Genomic DNA, 15539 nt, shown 5'->3' on the forward strand with positions numbered 1-15539 from the left:
CGGGTAGTTTTTTAGATTTTCTTCTATATTTTTATAAATTTCACTGCCAAACAGCCGCCACAGCGTGTCCTTGTTGACATCGTCCTGAAGGGCCTTGACCAGAACGTCGGCGATATAGGAGATGGGGGCGTCCACCAGTTTGATGAACATTTCCCGCTGTCTGTCGGCGTCGAATTCTATCTGTAACATGATTTTCCGCTTGTCGTCGATGTCCAGGGTGGAGAAGTCAATGTGGGACAGCTTTCGCAGATTGGTGTTCTCGATCTGCCGGTACAGGGCGATAATCTGCCTTGCCTGGTGGGTGTGGATGTCCGTGTCAGGGAGGTGCATCAGGGTGGTATAGGAGTATTTTCCAAGCAAATCTTTGAATACAATCCGGCGGCTTTTCACCACATTGGATATCCGGTCAATGTTGCAGTTCCCCTGGGGCTCCACCTGGTCCGCCTTCTTATTTTTGGCGTAGAGGAAGAAGTGGGGGACCTTCCGGCCGCTGTACTGTTTGTAGCGGGCGGCGATGTGTTTGGGAACCGTCGGTTTGTACAGCGTTTTGGCAAAATCGATGGTGAAGTTCACATCGGCGCATCGCAGGGCAATGATTTCCATGGCGTTTTTCACCTCCTCCGGGGCGCTGTTTGGGCTTAAGGTGGACCAGATTTTGGTGATTTCGTTGCTGGGCGTGCCGATGTTGCCGTGGTGGTAGGCCATGACGATACCGCCAAACAGGGAGGAGTTTGACAGCTGTTCCGGGCTGGCTTTCGGCATGTCATAGAAGTTTGGTATCATGCCGTATTTGCTCTGGAAGGCCTTGGCGCATTTGATGATGGTTTTGTTGTTGTGGACCAGCAGTTTGTCGCCGTCGTTGTCGTACATGAGGAGTTTGCTCATGGTATCCTTCATGCCCACGTAAATGCCGTCGGATTTGGCCCATACCCGGGTCCTCTCATTTTTGCTGTTCTTCCGGATGCAGTGGGCGTGGTCTAAGTGGGGAGAGCGGAGACAGTCCACCTCCTCCTTATCCTCAAACAGATTGCAGGACACATGTCCCTCCTTCACAAATCCAAAATCCTCCAGCCTTGTTTTATCCATGTCCGTGAACCACCACTGCAGACAGGCCAGGGTGTCGGGGATGACGAAGGTGTAGGCGCCATTGATGTTGAATTTCCCGCTCCGGAATTTTTTGATAATGCTGTCCTTGGTATTTTTCAGCAAAGTCTTCACATAAAAATCCTTCAGCATTTCCGGGTAGAGAAGGAGGGACTTTTGCAGCCAGTTCATGTTATCGTTTTTCTGGGGATTGGCGCCTAAGACATTTAGCATGCACTGGACGTTGTGGCCGATGCCGTTTAAACAGTTGATGTCGTAACTGGCCATCTGTAAAATGTCCTCGTCCGTCATTTCCGTGGTCAGTGTCTGCAAGACCTGGTAGTTGGTCTTGGCGTTTAGCAGCACGTGTTTCTCCACGTTGCAGCGGCAGGCGTCGCAGTGGTAACGCTTGAAGTTCTCCTTGTAGACCTCCCAGCCGGTCTTCAGGACGACACCCTGCCCGTCGGTGACATTTCGGTAATAGTTCCACATTTTGAACTGGGAGCGGGTGAAAATGTAGTCGACTTCCGACAGGGAGTGGGACTTTCCGTAAATGTCGGTGATTTTGTGGATGGTTTTTCCGTGCCCGGCGCACCATTCCAGGAAGGCCCGTCTGGGGCAGTAGGCCATCAGCCCCTTGATGAAGGGGAGGCGGACCATGGACGACTGCATTTTCTTCAGGGAAATGCCGAAGCCGTCGGTGAACGGGATGGAAACGCCTCTGTTTTGGATGGACGTCTGGTGGTAACGGGACTGGATGCGGTCCATGTCGTCAATCAGGGTAATGCGCTCGTCCTTCAATTCCTTCTCCCTGGCCACTTCCTCCTTGGGACGGCGGAAGCCTTTGGGGTACTGGGCTTTGCGGGCGCGGAGTTCCTTCAGCTGGAAGGAATTGTCCTCCAGCCGGGCCTGAAGCTGAGAGAGGGCCCGTTTGTCCTCCGGTGTTTCGGTGTAAATGCAGCGAACATCCTGGCCGGGGATTTCAAATTCGATGTCATCCACCACGATGGCCCTGTCGATGCGGAAATCGGACCAGATTTCGGTGTTGGTCTGACATAAGCTGGTGTAGGCTAAGTATTTGTTGGTGTTCATGCCGCCGTAGCGGTTGATGTCATCCATGGAAAGGCCGCAAAAGAGGCGGTTGTGGCTGGCGTTTAACTGTTCCTCCGAGACGAAGGTGCTTTTCTTACACCGGGTCTGGCCGGCGCCGGCGGTGAAGAAGACGTAGTGTTTCTGGCGGTAGTCGAAGCCGTTGTGGATGATGGAGTCAAAGATTTCCGTATAATAGGTGACGACGCTGATAATGTCGTCGCTGTGCTCCATGTCCCGGCATCCAAAACAGCGGGTCAAATCGCTCTCGAAAATGGCGATGTCCCGGTACTGGTCCTCGTTCGTGAATTCCCGGTTGTCGTAGAGCTGGCGGGTGATGGCGGTGTTCTGTTTCAGGAGGGCGCGGAAATCGTCGGTGTGGCGGCGGATGGCGGCTTCCTGGCTGGCGTGGCGGCTCTGGCAGGCGGTTAAGTGGGCGCGGAGCCAGCGGGAGTAGGCGGTGGATTCGTCTAAGTAGGGGAGTTTGGATTGAATCAGGGACTCGGTGTAGAGGGACTCCCGGATGGCGGTTTTCAGGGCGCCGATTTCTTTATATAAGGTGTATTCCTCCTCGGTGAGAAGAGGCTCGAAACCGATGTTTAAGATTTCTATCATGGCTTTGCCGCTTCCGTAAGCGGCGTAGGTGAATTGGGTGCTGGGTTTTGATTTGTTCATGTGAATGACCTCCGTTTGGTGAAATGGGTGTGGGTAGGAGCGGATTATGGCTGCTGTGGGTGTTTTTTTGCGTTGTAGGTGGTGACGCGCTGGCGGGTTTCCGCATTTCGCAGGCATTGTTCGTCGAAACGGGCGTCGCAGACGATGCGGGATGCGATGAAGGAGCCCTGGCGCCGGAACGGTGTTCCACTGCTCTCCGTGTCGAAGTCGGAGGGGTAGATTTCTCCGCCGTAGGTGCAGGTGTTTTTGATGTTGGTTCTGGTTGTGTTAAGTTCTTTCATAGGTAAATATCCTCCTGTATTTATATTTTTGTGAAAAAAACAAACATATGTTCTAATTCTCTGTATACTGGTTATTTCTCCATTAAAAAAATTTCTTCTCTGTTTTTTGGGGCGAACATTATCGAACAAACGTTCGAAAATTCGTTGACAGGAACGTTTGTTCGTGCTATTCTTATGATGTAAGGAAGTGATGGAGCCGGAAGCGGATGATTTGGTATCTGTATCCGGTTCTGTGGAGGAGGTTTATTATGAGAGGAGAAGAAAAACTGGAGGAGTATTATGCGGATGATGCCAGGAAGCTTCACCGGATGGTGGATGGAATCTTATCGAAGTTCGGAGGGATTTATCAGAAGGATAGAGATGATTTTTATTCTCTTGCCAACGAGGTGCTGGCGGGAGTCTGCCAGACCTATGATACGACGAAGAGTTTTGACGGATATGTGTATTCCTGTCTGAGCAACCGGATTAAGACCGAGATGACCAGGTTGAACCGGGAGAAGCGGAAGGCGGACAGGATGTCTGTGTCCCTGGAGATGCCTGTTGGAGATGAGGAAAATGGGACTATCGGCGATATGCTGATGTCGGATTTCGATATGGAGAGGGAGCTGGCTGGCAGACTTTGGTTTTCCTGCGATGAGCGGATGGCAGAATATTTAAAAAAGCTGTCAGGCGTCCAGAGACAGATTGTGAAAATGAAGATGGAGGATAGAAGCGCCTCAGAAATCAGGAAAAAGCTGGGCCTATCGGAACGGCAGTATGACAGGCACTGCCGGGAGATGAAGTCCTTTGGCAGCGCCCGGATATTATACGGAAAACAGGAGAACCGGGATACCGGTTTTCAGAAGGAGGAGAAGATGACAGAAGTATTTTCCCAGACATCGGAAAAAAGCAAACAGAAGAGTTATTCCATATCATCAATCATTCGGAAGATGGACAGCTACACCTTCCGGTTTGACCACCCGGCCCAGAGGGAGGCGGAGCAGTGGAGTCCCAAGATGAAGGGAAACCTGATTTCCGACATTTTACAGGACAACCCGATCCCGGCGCTTGTATTTGCGGAGCAGATTGTGGACGGGATGGTGATTACCTGGAATCTGGATGGGAAGCAGAAGTGTACCAATGTATATGAGTACTACCATGACGGCTTCCGAATCAGCCGGAATGTGAGGCGGTGGCTGATACGTTACCAGACCGTGATGAAGGACAAAGCGGGGCATGTGAAGCTGGCAGGCAGCTGCCCACAGTACGAGTGGAGGGAGTGCGACATCCGTGGGAAGAAGTACTCGGAGCTGCCGGCGGAACTGCAGGAGCGTTTTCATGATTACACCTTTGAGGTGACCCAGTATCTAAATTGCAGCAGTGAGGATATCTCCTACCACATTGCCCGTTACAACGAGGGAAAGCCCATGACCCAGTCCCAGAAGGGGATGGCGTATCTGGGTGAGGAGTTCGCCTCCATGGTCAAGAGCATTTCCAGCATGGATTTCTTTAAGGACAAGGGCGGTTACAAAGTATCCGAATTTCGCAATGGGACGATAAACCGTGTGGTGGTGGAGAGCATCATGGCCAGCAATTTCCTGGAGGACTGGAAGAAACAGCAGGAAGAACTTTGCGATTACATCCGTGAAAATGCCACTGCTGAGGATTTTGAGCAGTTTGAGGAGATGGTGGAGCGGCTGTCGGCCGTGGTAAATGACGACGTGGCGGAGATGTTCGACTCGAAGGACAGCTTCCTGTGGTTCGGATTGTTCGCCAGATTCTGCAAGCTGGGTCTCCCGGATGAAATGTTCGTGGAATTCATGGACATGTTCTGGATCACGCTTCATGAGAAGGCGGTGGACGGCGTGACATTTGACGATTTAAATGGGAAATCCACGAAGGATAAGAACGTGGTGCTGGGGAAGATGCGTCACTTGGAGCGGTTGATGATGGATTTCCTGGAGGAGAAGCGCTGACGGATGGAAGGGCAGAGGGAGATATGATATAATAAGATGTTGGATAGAAGAGGGGAGAGGATAACATGTATCAGACAGATAAGGAATATTTGTTTCAGAAAGTGGAACGGCAGGACATTCCATTGGACAGTCCGGATACCACCCTGTATGTGATTGGCAATGGATTTGATATGGCCCATGGGGTTCCTTCCAGCTATGACAGATTCCGAGATTCCATTAGTAAACGGAATCCGCTTCGGTTTACCTTGGAGAACTTTATCAAGAAAGATGATATCTGGGGTAATTTTGAGGATAGTCTGGCCTATCTTGACAGGGAAAAGATGATGGACAGCCTGGATGAAGTTTTGGATGTCATGGGAGTTTTGGAGGAGGACGATGATGAGTTTTCGGCAGCTGATTTTTTTGGAGCGACGGAGAATGTTTCTACCCCTGTGTATCTCCTGACGCAGGAACTGCCAGATTATTTCAGAAAATGGATTAACAAGTTAAAGCCCTCTGGGGAGGGCAGGCCGCTACAAGGTTTTTTGAAGCCGGATGCGAGATATATTAATTTTAATTATACGGAATTTCTGGAAACCTTATATGGGATTCCCATGGAGCGGATTCTCTATATTCACGGTGACAGACGTGATAAAAAGTGCAAGCTTGTGCTGGGGCACGGACATGATACTGAAGAGGTATTCCGGGAGTGGCACCAGTCTAACAAAGACCGGGAGAAATTTCAGCCGAGAAGGAAGGGGCGAAGGGGCAGATATTACAACAATGATAATCCCACCTATCTGGCGTATTTTCTCAAAGATGATTCAAAAGGCAACTGGAAAAGCCAGATGAGATACGATGCCATCAATCATACAGTTGAACTGATAGAGGATTACTATGAGGAATCTGCCAAGAAGACCACGGAGGTGCTGGTCAGGAATCAGTCCTACTTTGCCTCTTTGAGCAGCATCAAGCAGGTGGTAGTGATCGGTCATTCCCTGTCAGAAGTGGATGACCCCTATTTTAGAGAGATAATAAAGAACCATGGCAACACGCCGGATATGGAATGGTATATTAGCTGGTACAGTCCCGATGATTTGAGGAGAATTGACAGGTTTATGAAACGGATGGGACTTGATAAAAAGCAGGTGAAACTGTTTCGGGTATAGGAGTTATTTTCCAGAGGTTTTCATTAGGGAAGGAATGATGCGGATTTCTCTACGGAGCGTAGATTGCCATCACCGTTTCTTTCAGGTAAACTGGATGAGAGGTGAAAAATCATGAATATTGCAAGAAGAAAAGAAATTTTAGAGGAATGGAAGCATCGCCACCCGGAGATGGGAGTCATCTCGTTTCGGTGTAAGGATACCGGGGATTTGTTTTTTGGGACTTCTACGGATACGAGAGCGGATTATAACAGCAACCGTTTTAAGCTGTCCATGGGGAATCATCCAAATAAGAAGATGCAGGCGCTTTGGAATCAATATGGGGAAGATAAATTTGATTATGAAGTGGTAAAAGTGTTGAAATATGAGGACGCGAACGAAGACCATACAGATGAATTAGAAGAACTAAGGGAAAGCTGTTTTGCGGCCAATCCACAAGCAGGGAAAATCTGGAGATAAGTGTGGCAGAAGGAGGAGAAGAGATGGATTGTGCAAAAGTTGGACAATTGATATTACAGTTACGCAGGGAAAAGGGATTGACGCAGAGAGAGGTGGCGGAGCAGCTGAACATCAGCGACAAGACCGTTTCCAAATGGGAATGCGGCGTGGGCTGCCCGGATGTCTCCCTGTGGGAGGAGCTTTCCGTCCTGCTGGGAGCCGATATTCGCAAGTTATTACAGGGCGAGTTAAACCCGAACCAGCCCGATGTGGGCAAGCTGGACCGGATACAGTTCTACGTCTGTCCCACCTGTGGAAATATTCTGACAAGCACAGGCGCGGCCACCGTTTCCTGCTGTGGCCGCCAGTTGAACCCGCTGGAGGCAGACAAAGACACCGAAGGACATGAGATAACCGTGCAGATAGTGGACAACGAGTACTATATCACCTTCGACCACGAGATGAGCAAGGAGCATTACATCCTGTTTGCCGCCTACGTCTGCGACGACCGCGTGCTGCTGAACCGCTTTTACCCGGAGCAGGAGCCAGCCTTCCGCCTGCCGATGATGCGGAGGGCCGGGAATCTCTATTTTTACTGCACGGAGCATGGGCTTAGGGCATGCCGGTTTAAGTATAAGATATAAAGATATAAGTAAAAATAGCCAGAGAAGACTGGTATGCCCTTATTAAGTAGAAATGGGGCACCAGTCCTTCTAAGGCTGTTTTTTCTTACCTGATAATTTTTTGACAAACTATCTTACTTAGCCTGCTTCAAAATCTCATCCATCTGTTTAATCTCTTTCTCCTGAGCCGCAATAATCGTCTCGGCCAGCTTTGTCACCTCTTCATTGTCCGTATAATCCAGAATCGCCTTGGACATATCGACGGCCATCTGGTGGTGCATCAGCATGCCTTCGGCGAAGGCTTCATCCACATTTTTTGCGGTGGAGGTGCCGTGGTGCATGTGGGCGTGGCTGGACATCATCTCGTCGTAGGCGGCCAGATAGCCTTCCTCCTTTGCCTCGTCCTTCACACCGGATTCCCCAATTTCTTTTATCAACTGATTCATCTGGTCAATCTCGCCGGTCTGGGCTTCGATGATATCTTTAGCCAGCTGTTTCAGCTCCTCATTTTCTCCGCCATATTTGAGATAGCTCAATGACATGTCGATGGCGGACTCGTGATGGGGAATCATGCCCTTCAGGAAATCAACGGAAGCGTTGCCCGTGGGCTCCACGGTCATGGCATCCATCATATCGGTCATAATCTGGTCCTGCTCCTTTAAATAGCTGGCCAGCGCATCGGAATCCTGCGCTCCGGCGGCGGAAGAGGACGGTGTAGTCCCTGTGGTCTGCCCAGCGCTAGTCTCCTCCATGCTGTGTCCCCCATGAGGGTCTTGTGAAGCCTTATTCCGGTTCGCCCCGCTGACCCAGAAGACAATGAGAACAATCAGGATAATCCCAAGAATGATACCGATAGTCCAATACTGTTTTTGCTTATTCATAATCAGTCCCTTTCTGAAAATATATTTTATCAGTGTTAGTATGGCTGTTTTATGGTTGGTAATACACATGTGATCAGGATGATTAGAAAACAAACAAAAAAGGCTGTTACCAGCCTTTGCTACAATTTAGGTTTTTTCATCATTTTTTGATAATACATAAGTATGGAATAATATAAAAAACGCCGAAAACCAAGTGAAATCAATGGTTTTCAGCGCCAGTCAGTCGGAGTAACAGGATTTGAACCTGCGACCTCTCGGCCCCCAGCCGAGCGCGCTACCAAGCTACGCCATACTCCGTACTCGACTATTATAGCAAAAGATTGTCATTTTGAAAAGTAGATTCTATTGAAAATTTAAAATGAATGGGATATGATAGTACGAGAGTGAGAAAAAGGGGATGAAAAATACGATGAGACAGCTGGTCAGCTTTGACTTGGATATGACACTTTTGGACCATGCGACCTATGCAATTCCGGACAGTGCGCTGGAGGCGCTTAAGCGGCTTCGGGAGCGGGGATTTGTGGTGGCGCTGGCTACCGGGCGGGATATGGACAATCATTACAGCAGGGAATTTCGCGACATGGTTGGGGCGGACGCTGTGATTCATATGAACGGAACCAAGATTACGGTGGGGGATAAACTGATTTACGAGCATCATATGGACAGAAAGCTGCTGGAGCGGATTCTGGATTTTGCCAAGACCCAGGGGTATTCGGTGGGAGTGACCATCGGGGACGAAGATTTTTACACCCACAGCGAGCAGGTGGCAGCCCACGATATCAGACGCTGGGGCGAGTGCGGGAGACAGTTTAAGGACCCGATGAAGCTGCTGGACATCGGCGTGCGGACTCTGGCTTATGTGGGTGCGCCGGAGGGAGCCCACCGGATGGAGGAAGCGTTTCCGGAGCTGAAATTCCTCTTGTTTGCGGGGCTTCAGGGAGCGGACGTGGTGGAGAAGACAGCCTCCAAGGCCCAGGGACTGCTCCGGCTCTGCGACTACTATGGAATTGATGTGAAGGATACCTACGCCTTCGGCGACAGCATGAATGATTACGAGATTGTACAGACAGCCGGAACCGGCATCGCCATGGGAAATGCCCTCGATGTGCTGAAAGAAGCGGCGGACTACGTGACGGCGGACATCCGGGAGGACGGGGTGTACAAGGCCTGCGTGCATTTCGGACTGATATAATATGGAGAAGAGAGGACTTTGATATGGCAATCAGATATGACTGCATCGTCATCGGCGCCGGACCGGGCGGATACACGGCGGCCTTAAAGGCGGCGGAGCTGGGACTCAAGGTGGCTGTGATTGAGAAAGAGAAGGCGGGAGGAACCTGCGTAAACCGCGGCTGCATTCCGACGAAGGCCCTGCTTCACGCGTCCGGTATCTTCCATGAATTACAAAACTGCGACAAGTTTGGTGTGTCCACCGATTTCATTTCCTTTGATTTCGGGAAAATGCAGAAGTATAAGAAAAAGGCGGTGGCGGAATACCGCAGTGAGATCGAGCAGTTGTTTGAGGAGGCCGGGGTGGATATGATTACCGGCACGGCCTCCATCCGCCGCGGGAAACATGTGGATGTGCGAAACGCTTCCGGGAAAGAGCATTATGTGGCGGACTCCATCATTATCGCCACGGGAGCCAGACCGGCGCTGCCGGATATTCCCGGCATAGATAAACGGGGCGTGTGGACCAGCGACCGGCTGCTGGCGTCGGATACCTGGAATTTTGAGCGGATGACGATTGTGGGCGGCGGTGTGATTGGAGTGGAATTTGCCACGATTTTTAATTCCCTGTGTTCCCAGGTGACCATCATAGAGCGGGAGGACCATCTGCTAGGTCCCATGGACAAAGAGGTGGCCCAGGCGCTGGAGAAGGAACTTCGGGCGAAAGGAATCCAGATTTACTGCCGCGCGGATTTGAGAGAGATTACGGATGAAAATGGACTCGTCTGCCATATAACCCAGGATGGGAAGGAACTGCATCTCCGCTCCGGACAGATTCTGGTGGCGACCGGACGGACGCCTTATATGGAGGATTTGTTCGGCGAAGATGTGGAGTTTCAGATGGACCAGGGACGGCTGGTGGTCGATTCCGAATTTAGGACCAGCGAGCCGGGAGTCTACGCCATCGGAGACGTGGCGGCGGATATCCAGCTTGCCCATGTGGCGGCGGCCCAGGGCACTTATGTGGTGGAAAAGATTGCGGGGAAGGAGCACACGATCCGGCTGAGCGTGGTGCCCAACGGCATGTACGCCAGACTTCCGGTGGTGCCAAACTGCATTTACACCAACCCGGAGATAGCGACGGTGGGACTGACGGAGGAGGCGGCGAAAGCCAGCGGCCTGAAGGTGCGCTGTGGGAAATATTCCATGGGGCGGAACGGAAAGTCGATTATCACGGGGGAGGAGAGCGGATTTATCCGGCTGGTATTTGAGAGTTATTCGGGGAATCTGGTGGGTGCCCAGATGGTGTGTCCGCGTGCAACGGACATGATTGGGGAGATGGCCACGGCCATTGCCTGCGGGCTGTCCGACCGGAAACTTCTGATGGCCATGAGGGCCCATCCCACATACAGCGAGGGAATCAAGGCGGCGATTGAGGACGCCATGAGAGCATAGACATTACATAAATCAGGCGCTGAAGCGCTGGCGCCAAGCATAAAAGGAGAGCAGAGACATGAATGAAAAACTGGAGCAATTGAGAAGCCTGATGGCCGAGCGGCACATGGACGCTTATCTGATTCCCACGGCGGATTTCCACGAGTCGGAGTATGTGGGGGAGCATTTTAAATGCAGGAAGTTTCTGACTGGCTTCACCGGTTCCGCCGGAATTGCGGTGGTGACGCCGGACGAGGCGGGTCTGTGGACTGACGGGCGGTATTTTGTCCAGGCGGCCAGCCAGCTGGAGGGAAGCGGTTTTACACTCCGGCGGATGGGCCAGGAGGGAGTTCCGACCATCGAAGAGTATTTGGAGCAGACCATGCCAGAACATGGTGTTCTGGGCTTTGACGGCCGTGTGGTGAACAGCCAGATGGGCCGGGAACTGGGCGAAGTCCTTGAGAGCAAGGCAGTGACATTTTCCTATGAGGAAGATTTGGTGGGCATGATATGGCCGGACAGACCGGCGCTGTCGGCGGAGCCGGTGTGGATTCTGGATGAGAAGTATGCGGGAGTCTCCGCGGCGCAGAAAATTGCGGATTTGCGAAAGGCTATGAAGGAAGCCAAGGCGGGGGTTCATGTGCTGACGACTCTGGACGATATTGTGTGGCTGCTCAATATCCGTGGAAATGATATCCCCTACAACCCGGTTGTGCTGTCCTATGTGGTAGTGACGGAGGAGAAATTCTATCTGTTTATCAACCCGGAGGTGCTGGGCGATGAGGTGAAAACCTATCTCAAAGGCCTGGGTGTGACGTTGAAGCCCTACGATGACATTTACGAGTTTGTCAAGGCGTTCCGCAGACAGAACGTGCTGCTGGAGACGGGGAAGACGAATTATGCGATTATCAACAACCTGGATGACAGCAATAAAATCATCGATAAGTTAAACCCGACTGCCGCGGCCAAAGCCATGAAGAATCCGGTGGAGATAGAAAATGAGCGGAAGGCCCACATCAAGGACGGTGTGGCGGTGACGAAGTTTATTTACTGGCTGAAGAAGGCGGTGAAGGAACATTCAGGAAATGAACCGCTGACGGAAATTAGCGTTTCCGATTATCTGGAGGAGCTGAGGCGGCAGCAGGAGGGCAATCTGGGGCTGAGCTTCGACACGATTTCCGCTTACAAGGAGCATGCGGCCATGTGCCACTACTCCGCGACGCCGGAGACGGATGTGGAGCTGAAGCCGGAGGGATTGTATCTGGTGGATTCCGGCGGACAGTACTATGAGGGAACCACGGATATCACCAGAACGGTGGCGCTGGGGCCGATTACGGATGAGGAGCGGGAGCATTTCACCCTGGTTGCCATGAGCATGCTGCGGCTGGGCCACGTGAAATTCCTCCACGGCTGCCGCGGGCTGACTCTTGACTATGTGGCGAGGGAGCCGTTCTGGACCAGAGGGCTGAACTACGACCACGGCACAGGCCACGGCGTGGGCTATCTGTTAAATGTCCACGAGCGCCCACACGGCATCCGCTGGAAAATGGTGCCGGAGCGGATGGACAACGCGGAGCTGGAAGCCGGCATGGTGACGTCGGATGAGCCGGGCATCTATATCGAGGGCAGCCATGGAATCCGGACGGAGAATCTGATGGTTTGCAAAAATGCGGAGAAAAATGAGTACGGCCAGTTTATGGAATTTGAATTCCTGACCTTTGTGCCCATTGATTTGGACGCGCTGGATCCGTCGATTATGGAGCCGAAGGATATCGCCTATCTGAACGCATATCACAGAGAAGTTTATGAAAAAATTTCGCCTTATCTGACAGCGGAAGAGGCGGAATGGCTGAAGGAATATACGAGAGAAATTTCATAGGAGCCCGGAGGAAATTTGTCGAAGCATAAGAGACAGACAGGCCGGGCATGATAGGAAGAAGGATGTATTTTGAAACTGAAATATATCCTTCTTTTGATTTATCTGGGTGGAGAGATGAGAGACCGGAGAGGAGACATTTTATGGAGTTTAAGAATGGCAAGGAGAGAAAGCCCAACCGGCTGATAGGTGAGAAATCGCCCTATCTGCTTCAGCACGCCTACAATCCTGTGGAATGGTATCCATGGGGGAAGGAGAGCTTTGAGAAGGCGGAGCGGGAGGACAAGCCGATCTTTCTGTCCATTGGATACAGCACCTGTCACTGGTGCCATGTGATGGAGGAGGAATCCTTTGAAAATGAAGGGATTGCGGGGATTATGAACCGGGAGTTCGTCTGCGTGAAGGTGGACCGGGAGGAGCGGCCGGATGTGGATTCCGTATACATGTCGGTCTGCCAGGCCATGACCGGGCAGGGCGGATGGCCCTTGACCATCATAATGACGCCGGAGTGCCGTCCATTTTTTGCAGGGACCTATCTGCCGCCGGTGAGACGGTATGGGCGGATGGGACTGGCGGAACTGTTGAATTCGGTGGCGAAGCAATGGAAGGAGAACCGGCAGCAGTTGTTTAGGAGTGCGGAGCAGATACAGGCATTTTTGAGGCAGCAGACGGAGATGGACGTGGAGGGGGAAGTGTCAAAGGCGCTGGTGTCCCAGGGGTATCAGCAGCTGGAGCGGAGTTTTGACGAAATTCACGGCGGATTTGGCGGGGCGCCGAAATTTCCCACGCCGCACCACCTGCTGTTTTTGATGGATTATGGGGTGAGGAGAGACGTGCCGGAGGCATTTTACATGGTGGACAGGACGCTGGTGCAGATGTACCGTGGCGGGATTTTTGACCATATTGGAGGGGGATTTTCCAGGTATTCCACGGATGAGCGGTGGCTGGTGCCCCATTTTGAGAAAATGCTCTATGACAATGCGCTGCTGACGCTGGCTTACGCGAAGGCCTACGGGATTACCGGGAAGAAGCTGTATGCGGAGGTGGCCGGGAGGATTCTGGGGTATGTGAAGGCGGAGCTGACGGACGAGGGCGGCGGTTTTTACTGCGGGCAGGACGCGGACAGCGACGGGGTGGAAGGAAAGTACTATGTGTTTACGCCGGAGGAGATTCGGGCGGTGCTGGGAAATGCGGACGGGGAGCGTTTTCTAGCCAGGTACGGGATGACCGGCAGTGGGAATTTTGAAGGAAAATGGATTCCGAACCTTCTGGACTATCAGGGGGATTTGGAGGAAATGCAGCCGGAGAAGGACAGAAGACTGTATGAGTACCGGCTGGCCAGAGCGCGGCTTCACAAGGATGACAAGATTCTGGTGTCCTGGAATGGGTGGATGATAACGGCCTGCGGGAGAGCGGGGGCCGTGCTTGAGGAAGATGCGTATGTGGAGATGGCGGTGCGGGCGGAAGCATTTCTCCGGGAGAAGCTGGTGAAGGACGGGCGGCTGATGGTGCGGTACCGGGACGGCGAGGCGGCCGGGGAAGGGAAGCTGGACGATTATGCCTGTTACTGCCAGGCGCTGGTGGAGCTTTATGAGGTGACGTATGAGACGGATTATCTTCGACGGGCGCGGGAACTGGCGGATGTGATGGTGGAGCAGTTTTTTGATGGGGAGCGGGGCGGCTTTTACCTGTATGCGAAGGATGGGGAAGAGTTGATTGTGAGGACGAAAGAGACCTACGACGGGGCAATGCCTTCGGGAAATTCGGTGGCGGCGCTGGTGCTGGAACAGCTGGGCAGAATCACCGGGGAAATGCGGTGGGCGGAGACGCTGGACAAACAGCTGCGTTTTCTGGCGGGAGCCATGGACGGGTATCCGGCGGGGCAGAGCTATGGGCTGCTGGCAATGATGAATGTGCTGTATCCCACGAAGGAGCTGGTGTGTGTGCTGGCGGATGAGGAGTGGGAGAGACGAAAGAGGGAGATTCGAAAGCTGGCGGCGACGGTGCCTGGATTGGCTGTGGTGGTGAAGACGAAGGGGAATGAGGAGGCGCTTGGGAGCGTGGCTCCATATACGAAGGATTATCCGGTGCCGGAGCGTGGCGGGGAGTATTATCTGTGCAGCGGCGGGCAGTGCATGCGGCCGGTGAAGGAGTTGGAGACGTTGATGAGGAAATGGGAGGTCAGGTTATGAGTCTTGAGGAATTTTTTGAGGAGATAGACAGGCATCTGATGGAGGATGAGAGACCGTCGGAGTATCTGCGGCAGGTGGAGGATTCGGAGCTGTTTCTTCATTTTCCATTTGAAATGCTGCACCGGATGAGGAAGACGAAGCAGTCGCCGAAATATCACCCGGAGGGAAATGTGTGGACCCACACGCTGATGGTGGTGGACGAGGCGGCGAAGCGGAGAGGAGAGAGTACAGAGCCACGGGTGCTGATGTGGGCGGCGATGCTTCATGATATTGGGAAGCCGGATACGACAAGGCTGAAGCACGGGAAAATCACTTCCTACAACCATGACAGGGAAGGAGAGCGGCTGGCGAAGGAATTTTTGGAAATATTTTCGGAGGACGAGACGTTTATCAAGGCGGTGTGCGGGCTGGTGCGTTATCATATGCAGATATTGTTTCTGTCGAAGAAGGCGGAACTGGCGGAGCTGGAGGAGATGAAGAGGCAGGTGGATATCAGGGAAGAGGCGCTTCTGGGGCTGTGCGACAGGCTGGGGAGAGACGGCGTGGATGAGAAGAAGGAGAAAGAGAGCGTGAGGGAGTTTCTGCTGGCTTGTGCGGTGGGGGAGGGGGAGTTGGGATAGGATGGGGTGAGATAGGATGGGGTGACGTGATGAGAAAGAGGCGGTGAGACTGTGGGAGGTTTCACCGCTTTTGGGGG

At 52.4% G+C, this 15539-nt stretch carries 12 protein-coding genes and 1 tRNA gene; 9 read left to right on the forward strand and 4 right to left on the reverse strand.

Annotated elements, in window-relative coordinates:
- A partial coding sequence (locus HMPREF9473_RS10670) for a hypothetical protein (RefSeq protein WP_006780117.1) occupies positions 1–2847 on the reverse strand: 2847 nt, incomplete at its 3' end.
- A gap of 44 nt (positions 2848–2891) precedes the next feature.
- A complete protein-coding gene (locus HMPREF9473_RS10675) occupies positions 2892–3128 on the reverse strand; it encodes a hypothetical protein (RefSeq protein WP_006780118.1) in 237 nt (78 codons plus the stop codon).
- A 248-nt stretch (positions 3129–3376) separates the two neighbouring features.
- Between HMPREF9473_RS10675 and HMPREF9473_RS10680 the strand changes: the two genes are divergently transcribed.
- The 4 genes from HMPREF9473_RS10680 to HMPREF9473_RS10695 all read left to right on the forward strand — a co-directional run bounded on the left by HMPREF9473_RS10680 (position 3377) and on the right by HMPREF9473_RS10695 (position 7310).
- Positions 3377–5083 (forward strand): hypothetical protein, encoded by a 1707-nt coding sequence (locus tag HMPREF9473_RS10680; protein ID WP_006780119.1) that lies wholly within the window; start codon positions 3377–3379, stop codon positions 5081–5083.
- Positions 5084–5148: 65 nt separating this feature from the next.
- On the forward strand, positions 5149–6231 hold the full coding sequence (locus HMPREF9473_RS10685) for a bacteriophage abortive infection AbiH family protein (RefSeq protein ID WP_006780120.1): 1083 nt from the start codon (positions 5149–5151) through the stop codon (positions 6229–6231).
- A gap of 111 nt (positions 6232–6342) precedes the next feature.
- Complete coding sequence (locus HMPREF9473_RS10690; RefSeq protein ID WP_006780121.1) at positions 6343–6687, forward strand: GIY-YIG nuclease family protein; 345 nt, start codon at positions 6343–6345, stop codon at positions 6685–6687.
- A 23-nt stretch (positions 6688–6710) separates the two neighbouring features.
- Positions 6711–7310, forward strand: coding sequence for a helix-turn-helix domain-containing protein (locus tag HMPREF9473_RS10695; RefSeq protein WP_006780122.1), 600 nt, complete (start codon positions 6711–6713; stop codon positions 7308–7310).
- A gap of 113 nt (positions 7311–7423) precedes the next feature.
- Here the strand turns inward: HMPREF9473_RS10695 and HMPREF9473_RS10700 are convergent, their stop codons facing one another.
- Together HMPREF9473_RS10700 and HMPREF9473_RS10705 are read right to left on the reverse strand one after the other, a co-directional pair.
- A complete protein-coding gene (locus HMPREF9473_RS10700; protein WP_006780123.1) occupies positions 7424–8170 on the reverse strand; it encodes a DUF305 domain-containing protein in 747 nt (248 codons plus the stop codon).
- A 223-nt stretch (positions 8171–8393) separates the two neighbouring features.
- Positions 8394–8467 (reverse strand) — tRNA-Pro (locus HMPREF9473_RS10705).
- A gap of 100 nt (positions 8468–8567) precedes the next feature.
- Between HMPREF9473_RS10705 and HMPREF9473_RS10710 the strand changes: the two genes are divergently transcribed.
- From HMPREF9473_RS10710 to HMPREF9473_RS10730, 5 genes are all read left to right on the forward strand, one after another.
- Positions 8568–9362 carry a Cof-type HAD-IIB family hydrolase gene (locus HMPREF9473_RS10710; RefSeq protein ID WP_006780124.1) on the forward strand — a complete coding sequence of 265 codons (795 nt, stop codon included), beginning with the start codon at positions 8568–8570 and terminating at the stop codon, positions 9360–9362.
- A gap of 23 nt (positions 9363–9385) precedes the next feature.
- Positions 9386–10795, forward strand: coding sequence for a dihydrolipoyl dehydrogenase (gene lpdA, locus HMPREF9473_RS10715; RefSeq protein WP_006780125.1), 1410 nt, complete (start codon positions 9386–9388; stop codon positions 10793–10795).
- A gap of 58 nt (positions 10796–10853) precedes the next feature.
- Positions 10854–12653, forward strand: a complete 1800-nt coding sequence (locus HMPREF9473_RS10720) for an aminopeptidase P family protein (RefSeq protein WP_006780126.1) — start codon at positions 10854–10856, stop codon at positions 12651–12653.
- Positions 12654–12793: 140 nt separating this feature from the next.
- Positions 12794–14842 carry a thioredoxin domain-containing protein gene (locus HMPREF9473_RS10725; RefSeq protein WP_006780127.1) on the forward strand — a complete coding sequence of 683 codons (2049 nt, stop codon included), beginning with the start codon at positions 12794–12796 and terminating at the stop codon, positions 14840–14842.
- The gene (locus HMPREF9473_RS10730) at positions 14839–15462 is read left to right on the forward strand and encodes an HDIG domain-containing metalloprotein (RefSeq protein ID WP_006780128.1); all 624 of its coding nucleotides are present in this window, start codon (positions 14839–14841) and stop codon (positions 15460–15462) included. The genes HMPREF9473_RS10725 and HMPREF9473_RS10730 overlap by 4 nt, the downstream gene beginning before the upstream one ends.
- The last annotated feature ends 77 nt before the right edge of the window (positions 15463–15539 follow it).

Origin of the sequence: Hungatella hathewayi WAL-18680 (genome assembly GCF_000235505.1) — a bacterium.
GTDB classification, from domain to species: Bacteria; Bacillota; Clostridia; order Lachnospirales; family Lachnospiraceae; genus Hungatella_A; species Hungatella_A hathewayi_A.